Origin of the sequence: Bacillus kalamii (assembly GCF_047238185.1) — a bacterium.
Lineage (GTDB): Bacteria > Bacillota > Bacilli > Bacillales > DSM-1321 > Bacillus_AD.
The window spans coordinates 695,244-719,109 of the sequence record NZ_JBDFMI010000006.1; the positions used below are offsets into that span (position 1 = coordinate 695,244).

Annotated in this window: 29 protein-coding genes; all 29 read left to right on the forward strand. The window is 41.9% G+C overall.

The window, feature by feature from the left end:
- The first annotated feature begins 106 nt into the window (after positions 1–106).
- The 29 genes from ABC357_RS21215 to secY all read left to right on the forward strand — a co-directional run bounded on the left by ABC357_RS21215 (position 107) and on the right by secY (position 23,822).
- Positions 107–709 carry a class I SAM-dependent methyltransferase gene (locus ABC357_RS21215; RefSeq protein ID WP_412889533.1) on the forward strand — a complete coding sequence of 201 codons (603 nt, stop codon included), beginning with the start codon at positions 107–109 and terminating at the stop codon, positions 707–709.
- Between the two features lie 237 nt (positions 710–946).
- Positions 947–4,516 carry a DNA-directed RNA polymerase subunit beta gene (gene rpoB / locus ABC357_RS21220; RefSeq protein ID WP_412889534.1) on the forward strand — a complete coding sequence of 1,190 codons (3,570 nt, stop codon included), beginning with the start codon at positions 947–949 and terminating at the stop codon, positions 4,514–4,516.
- Positions 4,517–4,580: 64 nt separating this feature from the next.
- Positions 4,581–8,180, forward strand: coding sequence for a DNA-directed RNA polymerase subunit beta' (gene rpoC / locus ABC357_RS21225; RefSeq protein ID WP_412889535.1), 3,600 nt, complete (start codon positions 4,581–4,583; stop codon positions 8,178–8,180).
- A 336-nt stretch (positions 8,181–8,516) separates the two neighbouring features.
- On the forward strand, positions 8,517–8,939 hold the full coding sequence (rpsL, locus tag ABC357_RS21230; RefSeq protein WP_050613627.1) for a 30S ribosomal protein S12: 423 nt from the start codon (positions 8,517–8,519) through the stop codon (positions 8,937–8,939).
- Between the two features lie 45 nt (positions 8,940–8,984).
- Positions 8,985–9,455 (forward strand): 30S ribosomal protein S7, encoded by a 471-nt coding sequence (gene rpsG / locus ABC357_RS21235; RefSeq protein ID WP_412889536.1) that lies wholly within the window; start codon positions 8,985–8,987, stop codon positions 9,453–9,455.
- A 53-nt stretch (positions 9,456–9,508) separates the two neighbouring features.
- Complete coding sequence (gene fusA, locus ABC357_RS21240) at positions 9,509–11,587, forward strand: elongation factor G (RefSeq protein WP_412889537.1); 2,079 nt, start codon at positions 9,509–9,511, stop codon at positions 11,585–11,587.
- Between the two features lie 129 nt (positions 11,588–11,716).
- Positions 11,717–12,904 carry an elongation factor Tu gene (gene tuf / locus ABC357_RS21245; RefSeq protein WP_412889538.1) on the forward strand — a complete coding sequence of 396 codons (1,188 nt, stop codon included), beginning with the start codon at positions 11,717–11,719 and terminating at the stop codon, positions 12,902–12,904.
- 448 nt (positions 12,905–13,352) lie between these two features.
- Complete coding sequence (gene rpsJ, locus ABC357_RS21250) at positions 13,353–13,661, forward strand: 30S ribosomal protein S10 (protein ID WP_019244375.1); 309 nt, start codon at positions 13,353–13,355, stop codon at positions 13,659–13,661.
- Between the two features lie 33 nt (positions 13,662–13,694).
- Positions 13,695–14,324 (forward strand): 50S ribosomal protein L3, encoded by a 630-nt coding sequence (rplC, locus tag ABC357_RS21255; protein ID WP_412889539.1) that lies wholly within the window; start codon positions 13,695–13,697, stop codon positions 14,322–14,324.
- Positions 14,325–14,353: 29 nt separating this feature from the next.
- Positions 14,354–14,977 carry a 50S ribosomal protein L4 gene (gene rplD, locus ABC357_RS21260; protein WP_412889540.1) on the forward strand — a complete coding sequence of 208 codons (624 nt, stop codon included), beginning with the start codon at positions 14,354–14,356 and terminating at the stop codon, positions 14,975–14,977.
- Positions 14,974–15,261 (forward strand): 50S ribosomal protein L23, encoded by a 288-nt coding sequence (rplW, locus tag ABC357_RS21265; RefSeq protein ID WP_412890094.1) that lies wholly within the window; start codon positions 14,974–14,976, stop codon positions 15,259–15,261. Before rplD ends, rplW begins: the two co-directional genes overlap by 4 nt.
- A 32-nt stretch (positions 15,262–15,293) precedes the next feature.
- Positions 15,294–16,124, forward strand: coding sequence for a 50S ribosomal protein L2 (gene rplB / locus ABC357_RS21270; protein ID WP_412889541.1), 831 nt, complete (start codon positions 15,294–15,296; stop codon positions 16,122–16,124).
- Positions 16,125–16,184: 60 nt separating this feature from the next.
- The gene (gene rpsS / locus ABC357_RS21275) at positions 16,185–16,463 is read left to right on the forward strand and encodes a 30S ribosomal protein S19 (protein ID WP_412889542.1); all 279 of its coding nucleotides are present in this window, start codon (positions 16,185–16,187) and stop codon (positions 16,461–16,463) included.
- Between the two features lie 17 nt (positions 16,464–16,480).
- The gene (gene rplV, locus ABC357_RS21280; protein WP_412889543.1) at positions 16,481–16,822 is read left to right on the forward strand and encodes a 50S ribosomal protein L22; all 342 of its coding nucleotides are present in this window, start codon (positions 16,481–16,483) and stop codon (positions 16,820–16,822) included.
- Positions 16,823–16,825: 3 nt separating this feature from the next.
- Entirely contained in the window at positions 16,826–17,485 is a 660-nt protein-coding gene (gene rpsC / locus ABC357_RS21285) for a 30S ribosomal protein S3 (protein ID WP_412889544.1), read from the forward strand.
- A gap of 2 nt (positions 17,486–17,487) precedes the next feature.
- On the forward strand, positions 17,488–17,922 hold the full coding sequence (gene rplP, locus ABC357_RS21290) for a 50S ribosomal protein L16 (protein WP_412889545.1): 435 nt from the start codon (positions 17,488–17,490) through the stop codon (positions 17,920–17,922).
- Positions 17,912–18,112, forward strand: a complete 201-nt coding sequence (gene rpmC / locus ABC357_RS21295) for a 50S ribosomal protein L29 (RefSeq protein ID WP_042353171.1) — start codon at positions 17,912–17,914, stop codon at positions 18,110–18,112. The genes rplP and rpmC overlap by 11 nt, the downstream gene beginning before the upstream one ends.
- A gap of 22 nt (positions 18,113–18,134) precedes the next feature.
- Positions 18,135–18,398, forward strand: a complete 264-nt coding sequence (gene rpsQ, locus ABC357_RS21300; protein ID WP_412889546.1) for a 30S ribosomal protein S17 — start codon at positions 18,135–18,137, stop codon at positions 18,396–18,398.
- A gap of 46 nt (positions 18,399–18,444) precedes the next feature.
- Positions 18,445–18,813, forward strand: coding sequence for a 50S ribosomal protein L14 (gene rplN / locus ABC357_RS21305; protein WP_412889547.1), 369 nt, complete (start codon positions 18,445–18,447; stop codon positions 18,811–18,813).
- A 39-nt stretch (positions 18,814–18,852) separates the two neighbouring features.
- Complete coding sequence (gene rplX / locus ABC357_RS21310) at positions 18,853–19,164, forward strand: 50S ribosomal protein L24 (RefSeq protein ID WP_412889548.1); 312 nt, start codon at positions 18,853–18,855, stop codon at positions 19,162–19,164.
- Positions 19,165–19,190: 26 nt separating this feature from the next.
- Positions 19,191–19,730, forward strand: coding sequence for a 50S ribosomal protein L5 (rplE, locus tag ABC357_RS21315; RefSeq protein WP_412889549.1), 540 nt, complete (start codon positions 19,191–19,193; stop codon positions 19,728–19,730).
- Between the two features lie 25 nt (positions 19,731–19,755).
- Positions 19,756–19,941 carry a type Z 30S ribosomal protein S14 gene (locus tag ABC357_RS21320; RefSeq protein ID WP_050613643.1) on the forward strand — a complete coding sequence of 62 codons (186 nt, stop codon included), beginning with the start codon at positions 19,756–19,758 and terminating at the stop codon, positions 19,939–19,941.
- Between the two features lie 30 nt (positions 19,942–19,971).
- Complete coding sequence (gene rpsH / locus ABC357_RS21325; RefSeq protein WP_019244390.1) at positions 19,972–20,370, forward strand: 30S ribosomal protein S8; 399 nt, start codon at positions 19,972–19,974, stop codon at positions 20,368–20,370.
- Positions 20,371–20,400: 30 nt separating this feature from the next.
- On the forward strand, positions 20,401–20,940 hold the full coding sequence (gene rplF, locus ABC357_RS21330; RefSeq protein ID WP_412889550.1) for a 50S ribosomal protein L6: 540 nt from the start codon (positions 20,401–20,403) through the stop codon (positions 20,938–20,940).
- Positions 20,941–20,972: 32 nt separating this feature from the next.
- Positions 20,973–21,335, forward strand: coding sequence for a 50S ribosomal protein L18 (gene rplR, locus ABC357_RS21335; protein ID WP_412889551.1), 363 nt, complete (start codon positions 20,973–20,975; stop codon positions 21,333–21,335).
- 24 nt (positions 21,336–21,359) lie between these two features.
- Positions 21,360–21,860, forward strand: coding sequence for a 30S ribosomal protein S5 (rpsE, locus tag ABC357_RS21340; RefSeq protein WP_412889552.1), 501 nt, complete (start codon positions 21,360–21,362; stop codon positions 21,858–21,860).
- Between the two features lie 13 nt (positions 21,861–21,873).
- On the forward strand, positions 21,874–22,056 hold the full coding sequence (gene rpmD, locus ABC357_RS21345; protein ID WP_412889553.1) for a 50S ribosomal protein L30: 183 nt from the start codon (positions 21,874–21,876) through the stop codon (positions 22,054–22,056).
- Between the two features lie 33 nt (positions 22,057–22,089).
- Positions 22,090–22,530, forward strand: a complete 441-nt coding sequence (gene rplO, locus ABC357_RS21350; RefSeq protein ID WP_412889554.1) for a 50S ribosomal protein L15 — start codon at positions 22,090–22,092, stop codon at positions 22,528–22,530.
- Positions 22,530–23,822, forward strand: coding sequence for a preprotein translocase subunit SecY (gene secY, locus ABC357_RS21355; RefSeq protein WP_412889555.1), 1,293 nt, complete (start codon positions 22,530–22,532; stop codon positions 23,820–23,822). Before rplO ends, secY begins: the two co-directional genes overlap by 1 nt.
- Positions 23,823–23,866 lie beyond the last annotated feature (44 nt).

The following is a 23,866-nucleotide window of genomic DNA, read 5'->3' on the forward strand; positions in this document are numbered from 1 at the left end:
CCTTAATAGGCATTAGACTGTTAAAATGAATAACAGTTATCCTCAAATGGATACTTCTTCTATAAAAAGACTTCGATTATATTCCTTTCATAAAGGAGGGTGCCCTATGACGAATCACTATTATTCCAAGAATCCGAATGCCGATAGCAACCCGGTATTTTGGGAATTTACGTTAAGAGGAAAGGCTTTCAAGTTCAAGACGGATAACGGCGTTTTTTCAAAAAAAGAAGTAGACTTCGGATCAAGAGTCATGATCGAAGCATTTACTGAGCCCACAATTCCGGGCCCAATCCTTGATGTCGGCTGCGGTTATGGTCCAATTGGTTTAAGTATAGGATATTCATTCCCGGACCGGACGATTGAAATGGTGGATGTAAACGAGAGAGCAATTGAGTTGGCGAAAGAAAATGCGGCCAACAATCATATTTCGAACACCACTGTTTATGAAAGTAACGTTTTCTCGAATGTAAAAGGGACTTCATACGCGGCAATAATGACCAATCCGCCAATCCGTGCAGGAAAAAAGATTGTCCATGAAATACTTGAAAAAAGCTACGGCCATTTATCGCCAGGTGGCGAACTGTGGGTAGTCATCCAAAAGAAACAGGGTGCGCCATCTGCAATGGAAAAGATGGAAACTGTATTTGGGAATGTGGAAGTAGCCTGCAAGAAAAAAGGTTATTACATTCTTGTATCTAAAAAAAATTGACTCTAAAATAGTGCTATGTTAATATTATAAAATGCATATATATGATTTCCGCATGGATTCTTTTTGAAACCACGTATAAATACGGAATTAGCGGGAAAGATATATAAAATAATAGTTCGTTTTTTGTGAATCGTGGTTTTAATTTAATATAAAACCATTTTCTTTTTGTCCAATGAAACATTCTATGGATTATTGGATGATAGATCCTTATAACGCTTGATTTGAGGGGTGAATCTGTTGACAGGTCAACTTGTTCAGTATGGACGACACCGCCAGCGCAGAAGTTATGCACGCATTAGCGAGGTGCTAGAATTACCAAATCTTATTGAAATCCAAACAGCTTCTTACCAAAATTTCTTGGATGAAGGATTAAGAGAAATGTTTAAAGATATTTCTCCAATCGAGGATTTCACAGGAAACCTTTCGCTGGAATTTATTGATTACAGTTTAGGAGATCCAAAATACTCTGTTGAAGAGTCAAAAGAGCGCGATGTAACATACTCAGCGCCTCTACGGGTTAAAGTCCGTCTTGTTAATAAAGAAACAGGGGAAGTAAAAGACCAGGATGTATTCATGGGCGATTTCCCATTAATGACGGAAACAGGTACATTCGTTGTGAACGGGGCGGAACGTGTTATCGTTTCCCAGCTAGTGCGTTCTCCAAGTGTGTACTTCAGCAAGAAAATCGACAAAAATGGTAAAAAAGGCTTTACTGCAACTGTTATTCCAAACCGTGGTGCATGGCTGGAATATGAAACAGATGCAAAAGATGTTGTGTATGTAAGAATCGATCGTACAAGAAAACTTCCTGTAACGGTACTTCTACGTGCACTAGGTTTTGGTTCAGACCAAGAAATTCTTGATATCGTTGGAGACAATGAATATCTTCGCAATACGCTTGAGAAGGACAACACTGAAAGCACTGAAAAAGCTCTTATCGAAATCTATGAACGTCTAAGACCAGGCGAGCCGCCAACGGTTGAAAATGCTAAGAGTCTTTTGGTATCGCGTTTCTTCGATCCGAAGCGTTATGACTTAGCAAATGTAGGACGCTATAAAATAAATAAAAAGCTTCATATTAAAAACAGACTGTTCAACCAACGTATCGCTGAAACTTTGGTAGATCCTGAAACAGGTGAAATCCTAGTTGAAAAAGGTACATTATTGGACAGACGTACACTTGACCGCATTCTTCCTTTCTTGGAAGAAGGAATCGGCTTCAAGACATTAAGACCTTTCGGCGGAGTTGTGGAAGATGATGTACTAGTTCAGTCCATCAAAATCTATTCCGCTACCGAAACAGAAGGCGATAAAGAAATCAATGTTATTGGTAACGCCAATGTGACAGAAGAGATTAAGAATATCACTCCTGCCGACATCATTGCATCCATTTCATATTTCTTTGACCTGTTGCATCAAGTAGGGGATACAGATGATATCGACCACTTAGGTAACCGTCGTCTGCGTTCAGTTGGAGAGTTGTTGCAAAACCAATTCCGTATCGGGCTTTCCCGTATGGAACGTGTAGTTCGTGAAAGAATGTCCATTCAGGATACGAACACAATCACTCCACAACAATTGATCAATATTCGTCCTGTCATTGCATCTATTAAAGAGTTCTTCGGAAGCTCTCAATTATCGCAATTCATGGACCAAACAAACCCATTGGCAGAATTGACCCACAAACGCCGTCTATCAGCATTGGGACCTGGTGGTTTAACACGTGAACGCGCTGGCTTTGAAGTGCGTGACGTTCACTATTCCCACTATGGCCGCATGTGTCCGATTGAAACGCCAGAGGGACCGAATATCGGATTAATCAACTCTCTATCCAGCTTTGCGAAAGTAAACCGCTTTGGCTTTATAGAGACTCCTTATAGAAAAGTAGATCCGGAAACAGGAAAAGTAACCAGCCATATTGATTACTTGACTGCCGATGAAGAAGATAACTACGTAGTAGCGCAAGCGAATGTACTTCTTTCAGACGAGGGTGCCTTCATCGAGGATGAAGTAGTAGCCCGTTTCCGTGGTGAAAACACTGTAGTTCCGCATGATCGCGTCGACTACATGGATGTATCGCCTAAACAAGTTGTATCAGCAGCGACAGCATGTATTCCTTTCCTGGAAAACGATGACTCCAACCGTGCCCTAATGGGAGCGAACATGCAACGTCAAGCTGTACCTTTGATCCAGCCTCAAGCTCCACTTGTTGGTACAGGTATGGAATATGTTTCTGCGAAAGACTCCGGCGCTGCAATCATTTGTAAGCATGAGGGTATTGTGGAACATGTTGAAGCACGCGAAGTTTGGGTGCGCCGCATTACCAACGTAGATGGACAGGAAGTCAAAGGCAACCTTGATAAATACCGACTGTTGAAATTCAAACGTTCAAACCAAGGTATGTGCTATAACCAACGTCCGATTGTTGCAGTGGGCAACCGTGTAACAAAAGGGGAAATCCTTGCTGATGGACCTTCTATGGAACTTGGCGAATTAGCTCTTGGCCGCAACGTATTGGTTGGATTCATGACATGGGATGGCTACAACTATGAGGATGCCATCATCATGAGTGAGCGCCTTGTTAAAGACGATGTGTACACATCCATCCATATTGAAGAATATGAATCAGAGTCCCGCGACACGAAGCTTGGACCTGAAGAAATTACACGCGATATCCCGAACGTAGGTGAAGATGCGCTTAGAAACCTTGACGAGCGCGGAATCATCCGTATCGGTGCTGAAGTGAAAGATGGAGACTTGCTTGTAGGTAAAGTAACACCTAAAGGGGTTACAGAACTGACTGCAGAAGAACGTCTGCTTCATGCCATTTTCGGTGAAAAAGCACGTGAAGTCCGCGATACTTCATTAAGAGTACCTCATGGCGGCGGCGGAATCGTCCTTGATGTGAAGGTATTCAACCGTGAAGATGGCGATGAGCTTCCACCAGGAGTAAATCAACTGGTTCGTGCTTATATCGTTCAAAAACGTAAAATCCATGAAGGCGATAAGATGGCCGGACGACATGGTAATAAAGGTGTTATCTCCCGTATTCTACCGGAAGAAGATATGCCTTACCTGCCAGACGGCACACCAATCGATATCATGTTGAACCCATTGGGCGTACCTTCCCGTATGAACATCGGACAGGTGCTGGAACTGCACCTTGGAATGGCTGCCCGTCAGCTTGGAATCCATGTTGCATCACCAGTATTCGATGGAGCGACTGAGGAAGACGTTTGGGAAACAATCGAAGAATCAGGCATGGCCAGAGACGCCAAAACTGTATTGTATGACGGAAGAACGGGTGAACCATTCGATAACCGTGTATCAGTTGGTATCATGTATATGATCAAACTTGCCCACATGGTTGACGATAAGTTGCATGCACGTTCAACTGGACCATACTCACTTGTAACTCAGCAACCACTTGGCGGTAAAGCTCAGTTCGGTGGACAGCGTTTCGGTGAGATGGAGGTATGGGCACTCGAAGCATACGGTGCTGCTTACACTCTACAAGAAATCCTTACAGTCAAATCCGATGACGTGGTTGGCCGTGTGAAAACATACGAGGCAATCGTCAAAGGTGAGAATGTACCAGAGCCTGGCGTTCCAGAATCATTCAAAGTATTAATCAAAGAATTACAATCCCTGGGCTTAGATGTGAAAATCATGTCCAGTGATGATAAAGAAATCGAAATGCGCGATATGGAAGATGACGAAGAAGCCAATCAATCCGAAGCGCTGTCACTTGAGTCAGATGCAAAAGTAGAAACTGTTGAAGAAACAGAAGTTAATACTACAAAGTAATCTATTCTTCCAAGAGCCTGAGCGAAAAGGGTAAAACCTGGAATCTAAAAGGGAGGTCGGCCCCTTGCTGGATGTAAATAATTTTGAGTATATGAAAATAGGTCTAGCATCACCGGATAAGATCCGTTCTTGGTCTTTCGGTGAAGTGAAAAAACCAGAAACAATTAACTATCGTACGTTAAAACCTGAGAAAGACGGTTTATTCTGTGAGCGCATTTTCGGTCCTACTAAGGACTGGGAATGTCATTGCGGAAAGTACAAACGTGTTAGATATAAAGGCGTAGTCTGCGATCGTTGTGGAGTAGAAGTAACGAGAGCAAAAGTTCGCCGTGAACGTATGGGCCATATTGAATTGGCAGCACCTGTCTCTCATATATGGTACTTTAAAGGAATTCCTAGCCGCATGGGACTTGTCCTTGACATGTCACCGCGTGCACTTGAAGAAGTTATCTACTTTGCATCGTATGTAGTAACGGATACTGGTGCTACTTCTCTTGAGAAGAAGCAACTTCTTTCTGAGAAAGAGTACAGAAGCTACCGTGAAAAATACGGCAATAAGTTCCAAGCTTCCATGGGAGCTGAAGCAATCCGTAAGCTTCTTCAAGATATCAACACGGAAAAAGAAGTGGATATGCTGAAAGAAGAGCTTAAAACAGCACAAGGACAACGCCGTACGCGTGCAATTAAGCGTCTTGAAGTACTTGAAGCATTCCGTAATTCAGGCAATGAACCATCATGGATGATTTTAGAAGTTCTTCCGGTTATTCCACCGGAATTGCGACCAATGGTTCAACTTGATGGCGGACGTTTCGCCACTTCGGATTTAAACGATCTATATCGCCGTGTGATCAACCGTAACAACCGTTTAAAACGTTTATTGGACCTTGGTGCTCCAAGCATTATCGTACAAAACGAAAAACGTATGCTTCAAGAAGCTGTCGATGCGTTGATCGATAACGGCCGTCGCGGCAGACCGGTCACTGGACCAGGTAACCGCCCATTGAAATCTTTGTCGCACATGCTTAAAGGGAAACAAGGCCGTTTCCGCCAAAACCTATTAGGTAAACGTGTTGACTACTCTGGCCGTTCTGTTATTGTCGTAGGCCCTAACTTAAAAATGTACCAATGTGGTCTTCCTAAAGAAATGGCTATCGAATTATTCAAGCCATTTGTTATGAAAGAACTAGTTGGCAGAGGCCTTGCGCATAACATTAAATCTGCCAAACGTAAAATTGAACGCCTTCAACCTGAAGTGTGGGATGTTTTAGAAGAAGTCATTAAGGAGCATCCAGTTCTTTTGAACCGTGCCCCTACATTGCATAGATTGGGTATCCAAGCATTCGAACCAACATTAGTAGAAGGCCGTGCCATCCGTCTTCATCCGTTAGTATGTACAGCTTACAACGCTGACTTCGACGGTGACCAAATGGCCGTGCACGTTCCTTTATCAGCTGAAGCGCAAGCAGAAGCAAGATTGCTTATGTTGGCTGCACAGAATATCTTGAACCCTAAAGATGGTAAACCGGTAGTAACACCTTCACAGGATATGGTTTTAGGTAACTATTACCTGACTCTTGAGCGTGAAGGAGCCGTTGGTGAAGGTATGGTATTCAACGACACAAGCGAAGCATTATTAGCATACCAAAATGGTTATGTTCATTTGCACTCACGTGTAGCTGTAGCTGCTGCATCATTGAATAACCCGACATTTACCGAAGAACAAAACAAACAACTTCTAATTACGACAGTAGGTAAATTGGTATTCAACGAAATTCTGCCTAAGACTTTCCCGTATATCAATGAACCGACTAAAGAAAACTTGGAAGTGAAAACACCTGAGCGTTTCTTTATTGAAAAAGGAGCCAATGTTATTGAAGCGATCAAAGCGCAAGAAATCATTGACCCATTCAAGAAGAAAATTCTTGGAAATATCATTGCGGAAGTGTTCAAACGTTTCAAGATTACAGAAACGTCCAAAATGCTTGATCGCATGAAGGACCTAGGATTCAAGTATTCCACTAAAGCTGGTATCACTGTTGGTGTTGCCGATATCGTGGTACTTGAAGAGAAGACTGATATCATCCATGAAGCTCAGCATAAAGTGGATAACGTATTGAAACAATTCAGACGTGGTTTGATTACGGAAGATGAGCGTTATGATCGTGTTATCTCAATCTGGAGTGCCGCTAAAGATGAAATTCAAGCGAAACTGATGAAATCATTGGATCGCCGAAACCCAATCTTTATGATGAGTGATTCCGGAGCCCGTGGTAACGCATCTAACTTTACGCAGCTTGCTGGTATGCGTGGTCTGATGGCCAACCCGGCTGGCCGTATCATTGAATTGCCAATCAAATCAAGTTTCCGTGAAGGTCTAACGGTACTTGAATACTTCATCTCTACTCACGGAGCGCGTAAAGGTCTTGCCGATACAGCCCTTAAGACAGCTGACTCAGGTTACCTGACTCGTCGTCTTGTAGACGTTGCGCAAGATGTTATCGTCCGCGATGATGATTGTGGAACTGACCGTGGACTTCTTATCACTGCTCTTAAAGATGGTACTGAAATCATCGAGAGCCTTGAGGAACGTCTGATTGGCCGATATGCAAGAAAATCAATCAAACATCCTGAAACAGGTGAAGTGATTGTTCCAGAAAATGGCTTAATAACAGAAGATCTTGCTCTTTATATCGAAAGTGTCGGTGTAGAAGAAGTTTGGATCCGTTCTGCATTCACATGTAACACTCGCCATGGTGTATGTAAGAAATGTTATGGCCGTAACTTGGCGACAGGCCAAGAAGTTGAAGTTGGTGAAGCAGTCGGTATTATTGCTGCTCAATCCATCGGTGAACCAGGTACTCAGTTAACAATGCGTACGTTCCATACAGGTGGGGTTGCCGGGGATGACATCACTCAAGGTCTTCCGCGTATCCAAGAAATTTTCGAAGCGCGTAACCCGAAAGGTCTATCGCATATTTCTGAAATTGACGGGGTAGTTATAGCCATAAATGAAGCAAAAGACAAACAACAAGAAATCGTTGTACAAGGAGAAGTGGAAACACGCTCTTACACGGTTCCATATACAGCCCGCCTGAAAGTCGGCGTTAACTCGCCTGTTGAGCGCGGACACGAATTGACAGAGGGTTCAATCGACCCTAAAGAACTATTGAAAGTAAAAGATACTCTTGCAGTCCAAGAATATCTGCTTAAAGAAGTTCAAAAAGTTTACCGTATGCAGGGTGTTGAAATTGGTGATAAGCATATCGAGGTAATGGTACGACAAATGCTTCGTAAAATCCGCGTTATCGACGCTGGAGATACAGAAGTATTGCCTGGCACATTATTGGATATCCATCAATTCACTGATGCCAATACTGCAGCACTCCTTAGCGGCAGAACTCCGGCTACCGGCCGACCAGTACTGCTTGGTATCACTAAGGCTTCCCTTGAAACAGATTCATTCTTATCAGCAGCATCATTCCAAGAAACAACAAGAGTTCTTACTGATGCAGCGATCAAGGGAAAACGCGACGAACTGCTTGGCCTTAAAGAAAATGTTATCATCGGTAAGTTAGTCCCTGCCGGTACAGGAATGCCTCGTTACAGAAAGGCTGTCCCTGTATTCGCAGAGGATACTGAACAAGAAACTCAACCGGTGGAATAATGAAGATTGCGGCCAGTAATGCACATACATTACTGGCCGTCCATCTTCATGAAAAAATTAATTTCAGAACTATAGTTGACATCTATTTGATAAAAGTGCTATTATAGCAAAGGTGCTTCTATTGATTGCCTCCAGCCATTACGGATGAAAGAAACCGTATAACCGAGACTGGCAGCGCAAATGACATCAATGCATTAAGCATTGACTGGGGCATTTTTATTTTTATTAAAAGTAAAACGGTTTTTGTAGTTTTTCTGCAAGAACTTTGTTTTTGCTCATTTATGAACCACCTGGATGTGTGGGACTAGAATTAAGAAGTGAAGGGAGGAAATATCAATGCCTACTATTAATCAATTAGTGCGTAAAGGCCGTGAGTCAAAGGAAACTAACTCTAAGTCACCAGCACTTAACAAAGGCTACAACAGCTTCAAAAAAGCTCAAACAAATGTATCATCTCCACAAAAACGCGGTGTTTGTACTCGTGTTGGTACGATGACACCGAAAAAACCGAACTCAGCGTTACGTAAGTATGCTCGTGTACGTTTAACTAACGGAATCGAGGTAACTGCTTATATTCCTGGTATCGGACATAACCTACAAGAACACAGTGTTGTTCTTATCCGTGGCGGTCGTGTAAAAGACTTACCGGGGGTACGTTATCATATCGTCCGTGGTGCTCTTGATACTGCTGGAGTAAACAATCGTATGCAAAGCCGTTCTAAATACGGTACTAAGCGTCCGAAAGCAGCTAAGAAATAATAAAACAAAAACTAAAATAACTCTTCGTTGAAAGGAGGAACAAACATGCCTCGTAAAGGTCCTGTTGCAAAAAGAGATGTATTACCAGATCCATTATATAATTCAAAATTAATTACACGTCTAATCAATAAATTGATGATCGACGGTAAAAGAGGTACAGCACAACAAATTTTATACTCCTCTTTTGATATTATTAAAGAACGTACTGGCAAAGAGCCGATGGAAGTATTCGATCAAGCTCTTAAGAACATCATGCCTGTATTAGAAGTTAAAGCGCGTCGTGTAGGTGGTTCTAACTACCAAGTACCAGTTGAGGTGCGCCCAGAACGCCGTACAACTCTAGGTCTTCGTTGGTTAGTTAACTACACTCGTCTTCGTGGTGAAAAAACGATGGAAGAGCGTTTAGCTAACGAAATTCTTGATGCTGCCAACAACACTGGTGCATCTGTTAAGAAACGCGAAGATACACACAAAATGGCTGAAGCTAACAAAGCATTCGCTCATTATCGTTGGTAAGATTAAAGCTATATTCCTAAAAATATATGTACAAAAGGAAGGAGAAAGACCAAATGGCAAGAGAGTTCTCCTTAGCAAAGACACGTAATATTGGTATCATGGCACACATTGATGCTGGTAAAACTACCACTACTGAACGTGTTCTTTACTACACAGGTCGTATCCACAAAATTGGTGAAACACATGAAGGTGCTTCACAAATGGACTGGATGGAACAAGAACAAGAACGTGGTATTACAATCACTTCAGCTGCTACAACAGCTCAGTGGAAAGAACACCGCGTAAACATCATCGACACACCAGGACACGTAGACTTCACAGTTGAAGTTGAACGTTCACTTCGTGTACTTGATGGTGCAGTTGCAGTACTTGATGCACAGTCAGGCGTTGAGCCACAAACTGAAACAGTTTGGCGTCAAGCTACAACTTACGGTGTACCACGTGTAGTATTCGTAAACAAGATGGATAAAATCGGAGCTGATTTCCTATATTCTGTAGGAACTCTACACGATCGTCTTCAAGCGAATGCACACCCAATCCAATTACCGATTGGTGCAGAAGATGAGTTCAATGGAATTATCGACTTAGTAGAAATGAAAGCTATTATGTACGGTAATGATCTTGGAACTGACATCTCAGTTACAGAAATTCCTGCAGATTATCAAGATCAAGCTGAAGAGTACCGTGAAAAGTTACTTGAAGCAGTTGCTGAACTTGATGAAGAATTAATGGAAAAATACCTTGGTGGCGAAGAAATCACTATCGATGAGCTGAAAGCAGCAATTCGTAAAGGTACTGTTAATGTAGAATTCTATCCTGTAATCTGTGGATCTGCATTCAAAAACAAAGGTGTTCAGCCAATGCTTGATGCTGTAATCGACTACCTTCCATCTCCACTGGATGTACCAGCTATCAATGGTACTTCACCAGATACAGATGAAGAACTAGTTCGTCATTCAAGCGACGAAGAGCCTTTCTCTGCTCTAGCGTTTAAAGTTATGACTGACCCTTACGTTGGTAAGTTGACATTTTTCCGTGTGTACTCTGGTACATTGAGCTCAGGTTCATATGTACAGAACTCTACTAAGGGTAAACGTGAACGTGTAGGCCGTATCCTACAAATGCACGCTAACTCTCGTCAAGAGATCGACATGGTATATGCAGGGGATATCGCGGCTGCAGTAGGTCTAAAAGATACTACTACTGGTGATACTCTATGTGATGAAAAGAGTCTTGTTATTCTTGAGTCTATGGAATTCCCAGAGCCAGTTATCTCTCTATCTATCGAGCCAAAATCAAAAGCCGACCAAGATAAGATGACAACTGCCCTTCAAAAACTACAAGAAGAAGATCCTACATTCCGTGCGCATACTGACCAAGAAACTGGTCAAGTAATCATCGCTGGTATGGGTGAGCTTCACTTGGATATCCTTGTTGACCGTATGCGTCGCGAATTTAAAGTGGAAGCTAACGTTGGTGCTCCTCAGGTTGCATACCGTGAAACTTTCCGTCAATCTGCACAGGTTGAAGGTAAATTCGCTCGCCAGTCTGGTGGACGTGGTCAATACGGACACGTTTGGATCGAGTTTGCTCCAAACGAAGAAGGAAAAGGATTCGAATTTGAAAATGCTATCGTTGGTGGTGTAGTTCCACGTGAATACATCCCTGCTGTACAAGCTGGTCTAGAAGACGCTCTTGACCGCGGTGTACTTGCTGGATTCCCACTAGTTGATATTAAAGCTAAACTTTATGACGGATCTTACCATGATGTTGACTCATCTGAAATGGCGTTTAAAGTAGCTGCATCTCTTGCACTTAAGAATGCTGCTTCTAAATGTAAACCTGTTATCCTTGAGCCAGTCATGAAAGTTGAAGTTGTAATGCCTGAAGAGTATCTTGGAGATATTATGGGTAACATCACTTCTCGTCGTGGACGCGTTGAAGGTATGGAAGCTCGCGGTAACGCACAAGTTGTTAAAGCGTTCGTTCCACTATCTGAAATGTTCGGATATGCAACTACATTACGTTCTGCAACACAAGGTCGCGGTACGTTCTCAATGCACTTCGATCACTACGAAGAAGTACCTAAAACAATCTCTGAAGAGATCATCAAAAAAAATAAAGGTGAATAATTGATTTTCACACTTTGTTGAAGTATAACTACTAATGTAAGCCGTTGAGGAAGAAATTTCTTCCTCAATAGCACATATACTTATGTTTCAAAAAAATCTAATTTTATAATTTCGAGGAGGAAATTCCTAATGGCTAAAGCTAAATTCGATCGCTCTAAACCACACGTTAATATCGGAACAATCGGTCACGTTGACCATGGTAAAACAACTCTAACAGCTGCTATCACTTCTGTACTTGCAAAAGTAGGTGGAGCTGAAGCTCGCGCTTACGATCAAATCGATGGTGCTCCAGAAGAAAGAGAACGTGGTATCACAATCTCTACTGCACACGTTGAGTACGAAACTGCTAACCGTCACTATGCACACGTTGACTGCCCAGGACACGCTGACTATGTTAAGAACATGATCACTGGTGCTGCTCAAATGGACGGCGGTATCCTAGTAGTATCTGCTGCTGACGGCCCAATGCCACAAACTCGTGAGCACATCCTTCTTTCTCGTCAAGTAGGTGTTCCTTACCTAGTTGTATTCATGAACAAATGCGACATGGTTGATGACGAAGAATTGCTTGAACTAGTTGAAATGGAAATTCGTGACCTTCTTTCTGAATACGATTTCCCTGGCGATGATATCCCAGTAATCAAAGGTTCTGCTCTTAAAGCTCTTGAAGGAGAAGCTGAGTGGGAAGAAAAAATCAACGAGCTTATGGCTGCTGTTGATGAGTACATCCCAACACCAACTCGTGACACTGACAAGCCATTCATGATGCCTGTTGAGGACGTGTTCTCAATCACAGGTCGTGGTACTGTTGCTACTGGTCGTGTAGAACGTGGACAAGTTAAAGTCGGTGACGTAGTTGAAATCGTAGGTATCACTGAAGAAGCTAAATCAACAACTGTTACAGGTGTTGAAATGTTCCGTAAACTTCTTGACTATGCTGAAGCTGGAGACAACATCGGTGCTCTTCTTCGTGGTGTAGCTCGTGAAGACATCCAACGTGGACAAGTTTTGGCTAAGCCAGGCTCAATCAACCCACACTCAAAGTTCAAAGCTGAAGTTTATGTTCTTTCAAAAGAAGAAGGTGGACGTCACACTCCATTCTTCTCTAACTACCGTCCTCAGTTCTACTTCCGTACAACTGACGTAACTGGTATCTGTAATCTTCCTGAAGGCGTAGAAATGGTTATGCCTGGAGATAACATCGAAATGACTGTTGAGCTAATCGCTCCAGTTGCTATCGAAGAAGGTACTAAGTTCTCTATCCGTGAAGGCGGACGTACTGTAGGCGCTGGCGTAGTTGCTACTATCACTGAGTAATTATCGTATGTGACTATATAAAAAGCAGATGGATCTAATCCATCTGCTTTTTTTGTTCCAATTATTTACTATAGGAAAATGACGAGATTTGTACTAAAATAAACAAGCAGCCAAGATACGATCTACAAATTAAAGAAACACTCTCTTAAAAAAGACGGGTTTCTTCTATATATACTGTTCATTAATTTAAGCAGATATATCACTTGAAACTTGAACTTGATTAATGGGTAAAAACTATGTATAATAGACAAAGTGTGCTACAGAATTAACTTCTAGAGAAAATGTTGCATTTTGCTTAGAGGTTAGGTATAATAGACAATGTTGGTCTTTGGCCGCGATGATGTGGGAGGTTGCTGATACACCCGGCCGCTTTGCCATGGCGCGTGTATGGGAAATTTCCACGGAGTAAATGTCTATTTCTGAAAATAGGCGAAAAGGAGGGAAAATAATGGCAAAACAAAAGATTCGTATTCGTTTAAAAGCATATGATCACAGAATTCTTGATCAATCTGCTGAGAAAATCGTTGAAACTGCAAAACGTTCTGGTGCTGCTGTATCTGGTCCGATTCCATTACCAACTGAAAGATCAGTATACACAATCCTACGTGCGGTTCATAAGTACAAAGATTCTCGTGAGCAATTCGAGATGCGTACACATAAACGTCTAATCGACATCGTGAATCCAACTCCACAGACAGTTGATTCATTAATGCGTTTGGATCTTCCATCTGGTGTTGATATCGAAATCAAACTATAATTCATAAATATAAATTTTCAGGAGGTGTGACTCATGACCAAAGGAATCTTAGGAAAGAAAATCGGTATGACGCAAGTATTTGCTGAAAACGGTGAGCTTATCCCTGTAACAGTAATCGAAGCTGCATCTAACGTTGTTCTTCAAAAGAAAACTGTTGAAAACGACGGTTACGAAGCAATTCAAATCGGTTTCTCTGACAAGCGTGAAAAACTTTCAAACAAACCGGAACAAGGGCATGTAAGCAAAGCAAACACTGCACCTAAGCGCTTCATCCGCGAATTCCGCGGCGTTAACCTTGGAGAATACGAGGTTGGTCAAGAAGTCAAAGTTAGTATTTTCGCTGAAGGCGATACTGTAGACGTTACAGGAACATCTAAAGGTAAAGGATTCCAAGGCTCAATCAAGCGCCACGGACAGTCTCGCGGACCAATGTCTCACGGTTCTCGTTACCACCGTCGCCCTGGTTCAATGGGACCTGTTGCTCCAAACCGCGTATTCAAAGGTAAATTGCTACCTGGACGCATGGGTGGAGACCAAATCACTGTTCAAAACCTAACTATCGTTAAGGTTGACGTTGAACGTAATCTTCTTCTTATCAAAGGTAACGTACCTGGAGCGAAGAAATCACTAATTAAAGTGAAAACAGCTGTTAAAGCTAAATAAGTTTAACAAGAAAGGAGGAGCATTGGAAAATGCCTAAAGTTACATTATTTAACCAAGCAGGTTCTAACGTTGGAGAAATCGAACTAAACGAATCTATTTTTGGTATCGAACCTAACCAAAGCGTATTATTCGAAGCAATCGTTATGCAACGCGCTTCACTACGCCAAGGAACTCATAAAGTTAAAAATCGTTCTGAAGTAGCAGGCGGTGGACGTAAACCATGGCGCCAAAAAGGAACTGGCCGTGCACGTCAAGGTTCTATCCGCTCTCCACAATGGCGTGGCGGTGGTACTGTATTCGGACCACAACCAAGATCTTACAGCTACAAGTTGCCTAAGAAAGTACGTCGTCTAGCACTTAAGTCAGCACTTGCTTCTAAAGTACAAGACGAAAACATTCTAGTTCTTGAAAGCTTATCTTTCGAAGCTCCAAAAACTAAAGAATTCGTATCATTCTTAAAAGGTCTATCTGTAGACACTAAAGCACTTATCGTAACAGATGCTCTTGATGAAAATGTTGCATTATCTGCACGTAACATCCCTGGTGTTACTGTTCTTGATGCTGCTGGTTTGAATGTTCTTGATCTTGTAGGACATAACAAACTTATCATGACTAAAGCAGCTGTTGAAAAAGTAGAGGAGGTGCTTGCATAATGGATGCACGCGATATCATTAAGCGCCCCGTAATCACAGAAGCTTCTTCTGATGCTATGGCAGAGAATAAATATACGTTTGAAGTTGACGTTAGAGCTAACAAAACTCAAGTCAAAGATGCTGTTCAAGAAATTTTCGGCGTTACAGTTGAAAAGGTGAACATCATGAACTATAAAGGTAAATTCAAACGCATGGGTAAACATGCAGGTTACACTAACAAGCGCCGTAAAGCGATTGTTAAACTAACTGCTGACAGTAAAGAAATCGAAATCTTTGAAGCGTAAGCTTAGAATATTAGAGAAGGAGGGAACTACACATGGCGATTAAAAAGTATAAACCTACCTCTAATGGTCGACGTAACATGACTGCTTCTGATTTTGCTGAGATCACTACTAGCAAACCAGAAAAATCATTGCTTGCTCCTTTAACTAAAAAAGGCGGCCGTAACAACCAAGGTAAGTTAACAGTTCGTCATCAAGGTGGCGGTCACAAGCGTCAATATCGTATCATCGACTTTAAACGTACTAAAGACGGTATACCAGGACGCGTTGCTACTATTGAATACGATCCAAACCGTTCCGCAAACATTGCACTAATTAATTATGTTGATGGAGAAAAACGTTACATCCTAGCTCCTAAAAACCTAGAAGTAGGTATGGAGATCATGTCTGGCGTAGATGCTGACATCAAAGTAGGTAACGCTCTTCCACTTCAAAACATTCCAGTGGGTACAGTTATCCACAATATCGAGTTGAAACCTGGTAAAGGTGGACAATTAGTTCGCTCTGCTGGTACTTCTGCTCAATTACTTGGTAAAGAAGGACGCTACGTATTAGTACGTCTTAACTCTGGAGAAGTTCGTATGGTTCTTTCTACTTGCCGCGCAACTATCGGTCAAGTTGGTAACGAACAACACGAATTGATCAACATCGGTAAAGCTGGTAGAAACCGTTGGTTAGGCAAACGCCCAACTGTACGTGGATCTGTAATGAACCCAGTAGATCACCCACACGGTGGTGGTGAAGGTAAAGCTCCTATCGGACGCAAATCACCTATGTCACCTTGGGGCAAACCAACTCTTGGTGCTAAAACACGTAAGAAGAAAAATAAATCCGACAAGTTTATCGTACGTCGTCGCAAAAAATAACGGGGTTGAGCTACGGTTCAGTAACCGAACCGTAGGACAATCACGAAGGGAGGTACACTCATGGGTCGTAGCCTAAAAAAAGGACCTTTTGTTGATGATCATTTAATGGTAAAAGTAGAGAAGTTAAATGAAACTGATAAGAAACAAGTAATTAAAACTTGGTCTCGTCGTTCTACAATCTTCCCACAATTCATCGGTCACACTATCGCGGTTTATGATGGACGTAAACACGTTCCTGTATATGTAACTGAAGATATGGTTGGACACAAATTAGGTGAGTTCGCACCAACGCGCGCTTACAAAGGTCACGCAAGTGACGATAAGAAAACAAGACGTTAACGAGAGGAGGGCATCTCATGCAAGCTAAAGCTGTTGCTAATACAGTTCGTATCGCTCCTCGTAAAGTTCGTTTAGTAATTGATCTAATTCGAGGAAAGCAAGTAGGCGAAGCAATCGCAATTCTTCGTCATACTCCAAAAACTTCATCACCAGTAGTAGAGAAACTATTGAAATCTGCTATGGCGAATGCTGAGCATAACTACGAAATGGATGTTAACAATTTAGTAGTAAGCCAAGCTTATGTAAACGAAGGACCAACACTTAAACGTTTCCGTCCTCGTGCTATGGGCCGTGCTAGTGCAATCAACAAACGCACATCACACATTACTATCGTGTTATCAGAAAAGAAGGAGGGATAATCTGTGGGTCAAAAGGTAAATCCAATAGGATTGCGTGTCGGCATCATTCGCGACTGGGAATCAAAATGGTTCGCTAACGATAAAGACTATGCAACTCTTTTACATGAAGACTTAAGAGTTCGTGAATATATCGCAAAACGTTTGAACGATGCTTCTGTATCAAAAGTAGAAATCGAACGTGCTGCTAACCGTATCAACATCTCTGTACACACTGCGAAACCAGGTATGGTTATCGGTAAAGGTGGCACAGAAGTTGAAGCTCTTCGCAAAGCGTTGAACCAACTAACTGGCAAACGCGTACACATCAATATCATTGAAATCAAGCGTGCGGATCTAGACGCTAAACTAGTTGCTGAGAATATTGCTCGTCAATTAGAAAACCGTGTATCTTTCCGTCGTGCTCAAAAACAATCTATCCAACGCACAATGCGCGCTGGTGCTCAAGGTATCAAAACAATGGTTTCTGGTCGTCTTGGCGGTGCCGACATCGCTCGTTCAGAACACTATAGCGAAGGAACAGTTCCACTTCACACACTTCGCGCTGATATAGATTATGCACACGCTGAAGCTGATACTACTTATGGTAAACTTGGCGTTAAAGTATGGATCTATCGTGGAGAGGTTCTTCCTACTAAGAAGAAATCCGAGGAAGGAGGAAAATAATCATGTTAATGCCTAAACGCGTTAAATATCGTCGCGAACACCGCGGTAAGATGAGAGGCCGTGCCAAGGGTGGCCAAGAAGTTCACTTCGGTGAATACGGCTTACAAGCTCTTGAAGCATCTTGGATCACAAACCGTCAAATCGAAGCTGCTCGTATTGCAATGACTCGTTATATGAAACGTGGCGGTAAAGTTTGGATTAAAATTTTCCCAAGCAAGCCTTACACAGCTAAACCTCTTGAAGTCCGAATGGGTTCTGGTAAAGGGGCTCCTGAAGGATGGGTTGCTGTTGTTAAGCCTGGCAAAGTAATGTTCGAAATCTCCGGCGTATCTGAAGAGATCGCTCGTGAAGCATTACGTCTTGCAATGCACAAGCTTCCAATCAAATGTAAGTTTGTGAAACGAGAAGAAATTGGTGGTGAATCAAATGAAAGTTAATGAAATTAAAGACCTAACCACTGCTGAAATTGAACAAAAAGTAAAATCGCTTAAAGAAGAGTTATTTAACCTTCGTTTCCAGTTAGCTACTGGACAACTTGAAAATACTGCACGTATTCGTGAAGTACGCAAATCGATCGCTCGTATGAAAACAGTTGTTCGTCAAAGAGAGATCAGTGCCAACAATTAATAATCGAGAGGAGGTTTGCTGAATGAGTGAACGTAACCAACGCAAAGTCTACACTGGACGTGTAGTATCTGATAAAATGGATAAAACTATCACTGTTCAAGTAGAAACGTATAAAACACATTCTTTATACGGTAAACGCGTGAAATACTCTAAAAAGTTTAAGGCTCATGATGAGAAGAACGAAGCAAAAGTAGGCGATATCGTTAAGATCATGGAAACTCGCCCTCTATCTGCAACAAAACGCTTCCGTCTATTAGAAGTAGTCGAAAAAGCTGTTATCATTTAATATTATTCTGTTCGGATAATTTATATTCCGAAAGGAGGTCTCGTACATGATTCAACAAGAATCACGTCTAAAAGTTGCTGACAATTCAGGTGCACGTGAAGTTTTGACAATTAAAGTCCTTGGCGGTTCAGGCCGTAAAACTGCTAATATTGGTGATGTTATTGTTTGTACAGTAAAACAAGCAACACCAGGTGGCGTTGTTAAAAAAGGTGAAGTTGTTAAAGCCGTAGTTGTACGAACTAAATCAGGCATGCGCCGTAATGATGGTTCATACATCAAATTCGACGAAAATGCATGTGTAATTATCCGTGACGATAAAGGTCCTCGTGGGACTCGTATCTTCGGACCAGTTGCCCGTGAACTTCGTGACAACAACTTCATGAAGATCGTTTCATTAGCTCCAGAAGTATTATAAGAAAAACTCGTAAAGGCCTTTCAAGGAGGTGCGAAACGCATGCATGTTAAAAAAGGTGACAAAGTCGTAGTCATCTCAGGTAAAGACAAAGGGAAACAAGGTGTTATCCTAGAAGCTTACCCGAAGAAGGACCGTGTATTGGTTGAAGGTGTTAACATCGTTAAGAAGCATTCAAAGCCTTCTCAAATGAACCCTCAAGGTGGAATCATTTCTCAAGAAGCAGCTATTCACGCTTCAAACGTAATGCTAATTGATCCTAAAACTGGAAACCCAACTCGTGTTGGCTACAAAGTTGTAGATGGCAAAAAAGTCCGTGTTTCTGTAAAATCAGGTGAATCTTTAGATAAATAAGTTATAAATGAAGGGAGGTACTATACATGAACCGCCTAAAGGAAAAGTATACAAAAGAAATCGTTCCTGCTCTTGTGAGCAAGTTCAGCTATAAATCTGTAATGCAAACTCCTAAGATTGATAAAATCGTTATTAACATGGGTGTTGGTGATGCTGTTGCAAACGCAAAAGCGCTTGACAATGCAGTGGAAGAATTAAGCCAAATCACTGGTCAAAAACCAGTAATTACTAGAGCTAAGAAATCTATCGCAGGTTTCCGTCTACGTGAAGGCATGCCGATCGGTGCGAAGGTAACACTTCGTGGTGAGCGTATGTATCAATTCCTAGACAAATTAGTTTCAGTATCTTTACCACGTGTACGTGACTTCCGTGGTGTTTCCAAGAAATCATTCGATGGTCGCGGAAACTACACTCTAGGTGTAAAAGAACAATTGATCTTCCCTGAAATTGATTACGATAAAGTAAGCAAAGTTCGTGGAATGGATATCGTTATCGTTACTACGGCAAATACTGATGAAGAAGCTCGTGAACTACTTACTCAATTAGGAATGCCGTTCCAAAAGTAATTAAAAATAAGAGGGAGGCGTAAACGTGGCTAAGAAATCTATGGTCGTAAAACAAAAGCGCGGACCTAAGTTTAAAGTACAAGAATATACACGTTGTGAACGCTGCGGTCGTCCACACTCTGTATATCGCAAATTTAAGCTTTGCCGTATTTGTTTCCGTGAACTTGCATATAAAGGACAAATTCCTGGCGTTAAGAAAGCTAGCTGGTAAAACCCGATTTTGGGAAGGAGGTAAATATAAATGGTCATGACAGATCCAATTGCAGATATGCTGACACGTATTCGTAACGCCAACATGGTGCGTCACGAGAAGCTTGAGCTTCCTGCTTCAAAGATTAAAACAGACGTTGCTGAAATCTTAAAACGTGAGGGCTTCATCCGTGATGTAGAACTTATCGAAGACAACAAGCAAGGTATTATCCGTATCTTCTTAAAATACGGTTCAAATAATGAACGTGTAATTACTGGTCTTAAACGTATCAGCAAGCCTGGTCTACGTGTTTACGCGAAAGCTGGAGAGGTTCCACGCGTACTTAACGGACTTGGTATCGCTATCGTTTCAACTTCTCAAGGCGTTGTAACTGACAAAGAAGCACGCGCTAAGAAAATTGGCGGAGAAGTATTAGCTTACGTTTGGTAATTATTTTTAAAGCGAATGGAGGTGCACTAAATGTCTCGTATAGGTAAAAAACCAATTGAGATCCCATCAGGTGTTTCTGTAACAGTTGATGCGGAAAACAATGTTACTGTAAAAGGACCGAAAGGCGAATTATCTCGTTCTTTCAATACAGAAATGAAAATCAGCCAAGAAGAGAACGTGATTACGATCACTCGTCCTTCCGATGAGAAAGCACACCGTGCATTGCATGGTACTACTCGTGCTGTCCTTTCAAACATGGTTGAGGGTGTTTCAAAAGGTTTCGAAAAATCTCTTGAACTAATCGGTGTCGGTTACCGTGCCCAAAAACAAGGAACTAAACTAGTTCTTAACGTTGGGTACTCTCACCCAGTAGAAATCGAACCAGAAAAAGGAATCGAAATTGAAGTTCCTTCAAATACAAAAGTCATCGTAAAAGGTGCGAGCAAAGAACGTGTTGGTGCATTGGCTGCTAACATCCGTGACGTTCGTCCACCAGAGCCTTACAAAGGTAAAGGTATTCGTTACGAAGGCGAATATGTACGTCGTAAAGAAGGTAAAACAGGTAAGTAAGCCACATATGTAGAACGAAAGGAGTGACATAAATGATCACGAAGCTTGACAAAAATTCAGTTCGTTTGAAAAGACACGGACGTGTTCGTGCGAAACTTTCTGGAACTGAAAGTCGTCCTCGTTTAAATGTGTTCCGTTCTAACAAGCACATTTATGCACAACTAATTGACGATGTGAACGGTGTAACACTTGCAAGTGCATCAACTATTGATAAAGACCTAGGTCTTGACAGCACTAGCAACATCGAAGCTGCGCAAAAAGTTGGCGAAAACATCGCAAAACGCGCTGTAGAAAAAGGATACAGCTCAGTGGTATTTGACCGCGGAGGATATCTATTCCACGGCCGTGTAAAAGCATTAGCAGATGCTGCTCGTGAAAACGGCTTAGAATTTTAATGTAAAAAGGAGGGACATATAAACATGCGTCGTATTGATCCTAATAAATTAGAACTTGAAGAACGCGTAGTTACCGTTAACCGTGTAGCTAAAGTTGTTAAAGGTGGACGTCGTTTCCGCTTCACTGCTTTGGTAGTGGTTGGTGACAAAAATGGTCATGTAGGTTTCGGTACTGGTAAAGCTCAAGAAGTACCAGATGCAATCCGTAAAGCTATTGATGATGCTAAGAAAAACTTAATCGAAGTACCAATGGTTAATACAAGTATCCCACACCAAGTAATCGGCAGATTCGGTGCTGGTAACATCTTGCTTAAACCAGCTGCGGAAGGTACTGGAGTTATCGCTGGTGGCCCAGTCCGTGCTGTATTAGAGCTTGCTGGTGTTGGTGATATCCTTTCTAAATCACTTGGCTCTAACACGCCTATTAACATGGTTCGCGCTACTGTAGACGGATTAAATCAATTAAAACGTGCTGAAGACGTAGCTAAATTACGTGGTAAATCAGTAGAAGAACTGTTAGGATAAGGAGGGAAAATCAATGGCAAAAAAATTAGAAATTACCCTCACTCGTAGCTTGATTGGTCGTCCTGAGGACCAACGTGTGACTGTAAACACATTAGGTCTACGTAAAATGCATCAAACAGTTGTTCTTGATGATAATGCTGCTATCCGCGGTATGGTAAATAAGGTTTCTCATCTTGTTACTGTCAAAGAACAATAATTCTACTTTTTTTCTTAACAAGGAGGTGCCAATATGAAACTTCATGAATTAAAACCTGCTGAAGGATCACGTCAAGAACCTAAACGTAAAGGACGTGGTATCGGATCTGGTAATGGTAAAACAGCTGGTAAAGGTCATAAAGGTCAAAATGCTCGTTCAGGTGGCGGCGTTCGTCTAGGATTTGAAGGTGGTCAAACACCATTGTTCAGACGTTTGCCAAAACGTGGTTTCACGAACATCAACCGTAAAGACTACGCTGTTGTAAACCTTGATACTCTTAATCGCTTCGAAGACGGAACAGAAGTAACACCAGAACTTCTTATCGAAACTGGTGTTGTGAAAAACCAAAAAGCAGGAATCAAAATTCTTGCTAATGGTAAAATCGAGAAGAAATTGACTGTTAAAGCTCAAAAATTCTCCTCTGCCGCAAAAGAAGCGATCGAAGCTGCAGGCGGTCAAACTGAGGTGATCTAATGTTTCGAACAATCTCCAACTTTATGCGCGTACGTGACATTAGAAATAAAATTCTATTCACATTGTTGATGCTGATTGTTTTTCGTATCGGTACATTTATTCCTGTACCGCACGTAAACGCCGATTTCCTGAAAGCACAGGATGAAATGGGTGTGTTTGGAGTATTGAACACATTCGGTGGCGGCGCGCTTAAAAACTTCTCCATTTTTGCTATGGGCATCATGCCTTACATCACGGCATCCATTATCATTTCTCTCTTGCAAATGGATGTTGTGCCTAAGTTCACTGAATGGTCTAAGCAAGGAGAAGTGGGTCGCCGTAAATTAACTCAGATTACACGTTACGGCACGATTGTTCTAGGTTTCATCCAAGCACTTGGTATGTCATTTGGGTTTAACAATCTAGCTGGCGGTAATTTGATCAGTAACCCGGGGATTACAACATATTTGTTGATTGCAGTCGTTTTAACTGCAGGTACGGCTTTCTTGATGTGGCTTGGTGAACAAATCACAGCCAAGGGCGTAGGCAATGGTATCTCCATTATCATCTTTGCAGGGATTGTAGCTAATTTTCCTAACATGTTTAATCAGATTTACGCCCAGCAATTTGAAGATGCGGGAGATGCGTTATTCCTTCGTATCGTAACTATGGTTCTAATCGCTATTGCAATTATTGCGATCATTGTTGGTGTTATCTTTATCCAACAAGCATTGCGTAAGATTCCTATCCAGTATGCTAAGCGTACGAGTGGGCGCGCAATGGTTGGAGGACAATCGACTCACCTTCCATTGAAAGTAAACTCTGCCGGTGTTATTCCTGTAATCTTTGCTGTATCATTCATTGTGACTCCGCAAACTATTGCTGGATTCTTCAAACAGAATGATGTCACGCAATGGATTATTAATACTTTTGACTATACAAAGCCTGTTGGTATGATTTTGTATGTTGCATTAATCATTGCATTCTCATATTTCTACGCTTTCGTTCAGGTAAATCCAGAACAAGTTGCTGAAAATTTGAAGAAGCAAGGTGGTTATGTGCCTGGGATCCGTCCTGGTAAAAATACAGAAGATTACTTAAAACGCGTATTGTCCCGCCTTACACTAGCTGGAGCTCTCTTCTTGGCTGTCATTGCTGTGTTGCCAGTGTTCTTCGTTAAGTTCGCCGGCCTTCCCGCATCTGTCCAAATCGGAGGAACAAGTCTCCTGATCGTTGTCTCGGTTGCCCTTGACTCGATGAAGACTCTTGAAACCCAGCTTGTTAAGCGACATTACAAAGGCTTTATTAAATAATTGGTTTGGGAACACTATCGTTCCCAACACCTATTATAGAGTTT

What these genes read in the sequence shown, in the direction of transcription:
- rpsQ (WP_412889546.1), top strand. Translation starts at nt 18,135, where the DNA reads ATGAGTGAACGTAACCAACGCAAAGTCTACACTGGACGTGTAGTATCT.
- rplO (WP_412889554.1), top strand. Translation starts at nt 22,090, where the DNA reads ATGAAACTTCATGAATTAAAACCTGCTGAAGGATCACGTCAAGAACCT.
- rpsE (WP_412889552.1), top strand. Translation starts at nt 21,360, where the DNA reads ATGCGTCGTATTGATCCTAATAAATTAGAACTTGAAGAACGCGTAGTT.
- rplP (WP_412889545.1), top strand. Translation starts at nt 17,488, where the DNA reads ATGTTAATGCCTAAACGCGTTAAATATCGTCGCGAACACCGCGGTAAG.
- rpsJ (WP_019244375.1), top strand. Translation starts at nt 13,353, where the DNA reads ATGGCAAAACAAAAGATTCGTATTCGTTTAAAAGCATATGATCACAGA.
- rpsL (WP_050613627.1), top strand. Translation starts at nt 8,517, where the DNA reads ATGCCTACTATTAATCAATTAGTGCGTAAAGGCCGTGAGTCAAAGGAA.
- tuf (WP_412889538.1), top strand. Translation starts at nt 11,717, where the DNA reads ATGGCTAAAGCTAAATTCGATCGCTCTAAACCACACGTTAATATCGGA.
- rplV (WP_412889543.1), top strand. Translation starts at nt 16,481, where the DNA reads ATGCAAGCTAAAGCTGTTGCTAATACAGTTCGTATCGCTCCTCGTAAA.
- rpmD (WP_412889553.1), top strand. Translation starts at nt 21,874, where the DNA reads ATGGCAAAAAAATTAGAAATTACCCTCACTCGTAGCTTGATTGGTCGT.
- rplX (WP_412889548.1), top strand. Translation starts at nt 18,853, where the DNA reads ATGCATGTTAAAAAAGGTGACAAAGTCGTAGTCATCTCAGGTAAAGAC.
- rpsH (WP_019244390.1), top strand. Translation starts at nt 19,972, where the DNA reads ATGGTCATGACAGATCCAATTGCAGATATGCTGACACGTATTCGTAAC.
- ABC357_RS21215 (WP_412889533.1), top strand. Translation starts at nt 107, where the DNA reads ATGACGAATCACTATTATTCCAAGAATCCGAATGCCGATAGCAACCCG.
- rplC (WP_412889539.1), top strand. Translation starts at nt 13,695, where the DNA reads ATGACCAAAGGAATCTTAGGAAAGAAAATCGGTATGACGCAAGTATTT.
- rpsG (WP_412889536.1), top strand. Translation starts at nt 8,985, where the DNA reads ATGCCTCGTAAAGGTCCTGTTGCAAAAAGAGATGTATTACCAGATCCA.
- rplN (WP_412889547.1), top strand. Translation starts at nt 18,445, where the DNA reads ATGATTCAACAAGAATCACGTCTAAAAGTTGCTGACAATTCAGGTGCA.
- rplB (WP_412889541.1), top strand. Translation starts at nt 15,294, where the DNA reads ATGGCGATTAAAAAGTATAAACCTACCTCTAATGGTCGACGTAACATG.
- rplD (WP_412889540.1), top strand. Translation starts at nt 14,354, where the DNA reads ATGCCTAAAGTTACATTATTTAACCAAGCAGGTTCTAACGTTGGAGAA.
- rplE (WP_412889549.1), top strand. Translation starts at nt 19,191, where the DNA reads ATGAACCGCCTAAAGGAAAAGTATACAAAAGAAATCGTTCCTGCTCTT.
- rplR (WP_412889551.1), top strand. Translation starts at nt 20,973, where the DNA reads ATGATCACGAAGCTTGACAAAAATTCAGTTCGTTTGAAAAGACACGGA.
- rpsS (WP_412889542.1), top strand. Translation starts at nt 16,185, where the DNA reads ATGGGTCGTAGCCTAAAAAAAGGACCTTTTGTTGATGATCATTTAATG.
- rplF (WP_412889550.1), top strand. Translation starts at nt 20,401, where the DNA reads ATGTCTCGTATAGGTAAAAAACCAATTGAGATCCCATCAGGTGTTTCT.
- secY (WP_412889555.1), top strand. Translation starts at nt 22,530, where the DNA reads ATGTTTCGAACAATCTCCAACTTTATGCGCGTACGTGACATTAGAAAT.
- rpmC (WP_042353171.1), top strand. Translation starts at nt 17,912, where the DNA reads ATGAAAGTTAATGAAATTAAAGACCTAACCACTGCTGAAATTGAACAA.
- fusA (WP_412889537.1), top strand. Translation starts at nt 9,509, where the DNA reads ATGGCAAGAGAGTTCTCCTTAGCAAAGACACGTAATATTGGTATCATG.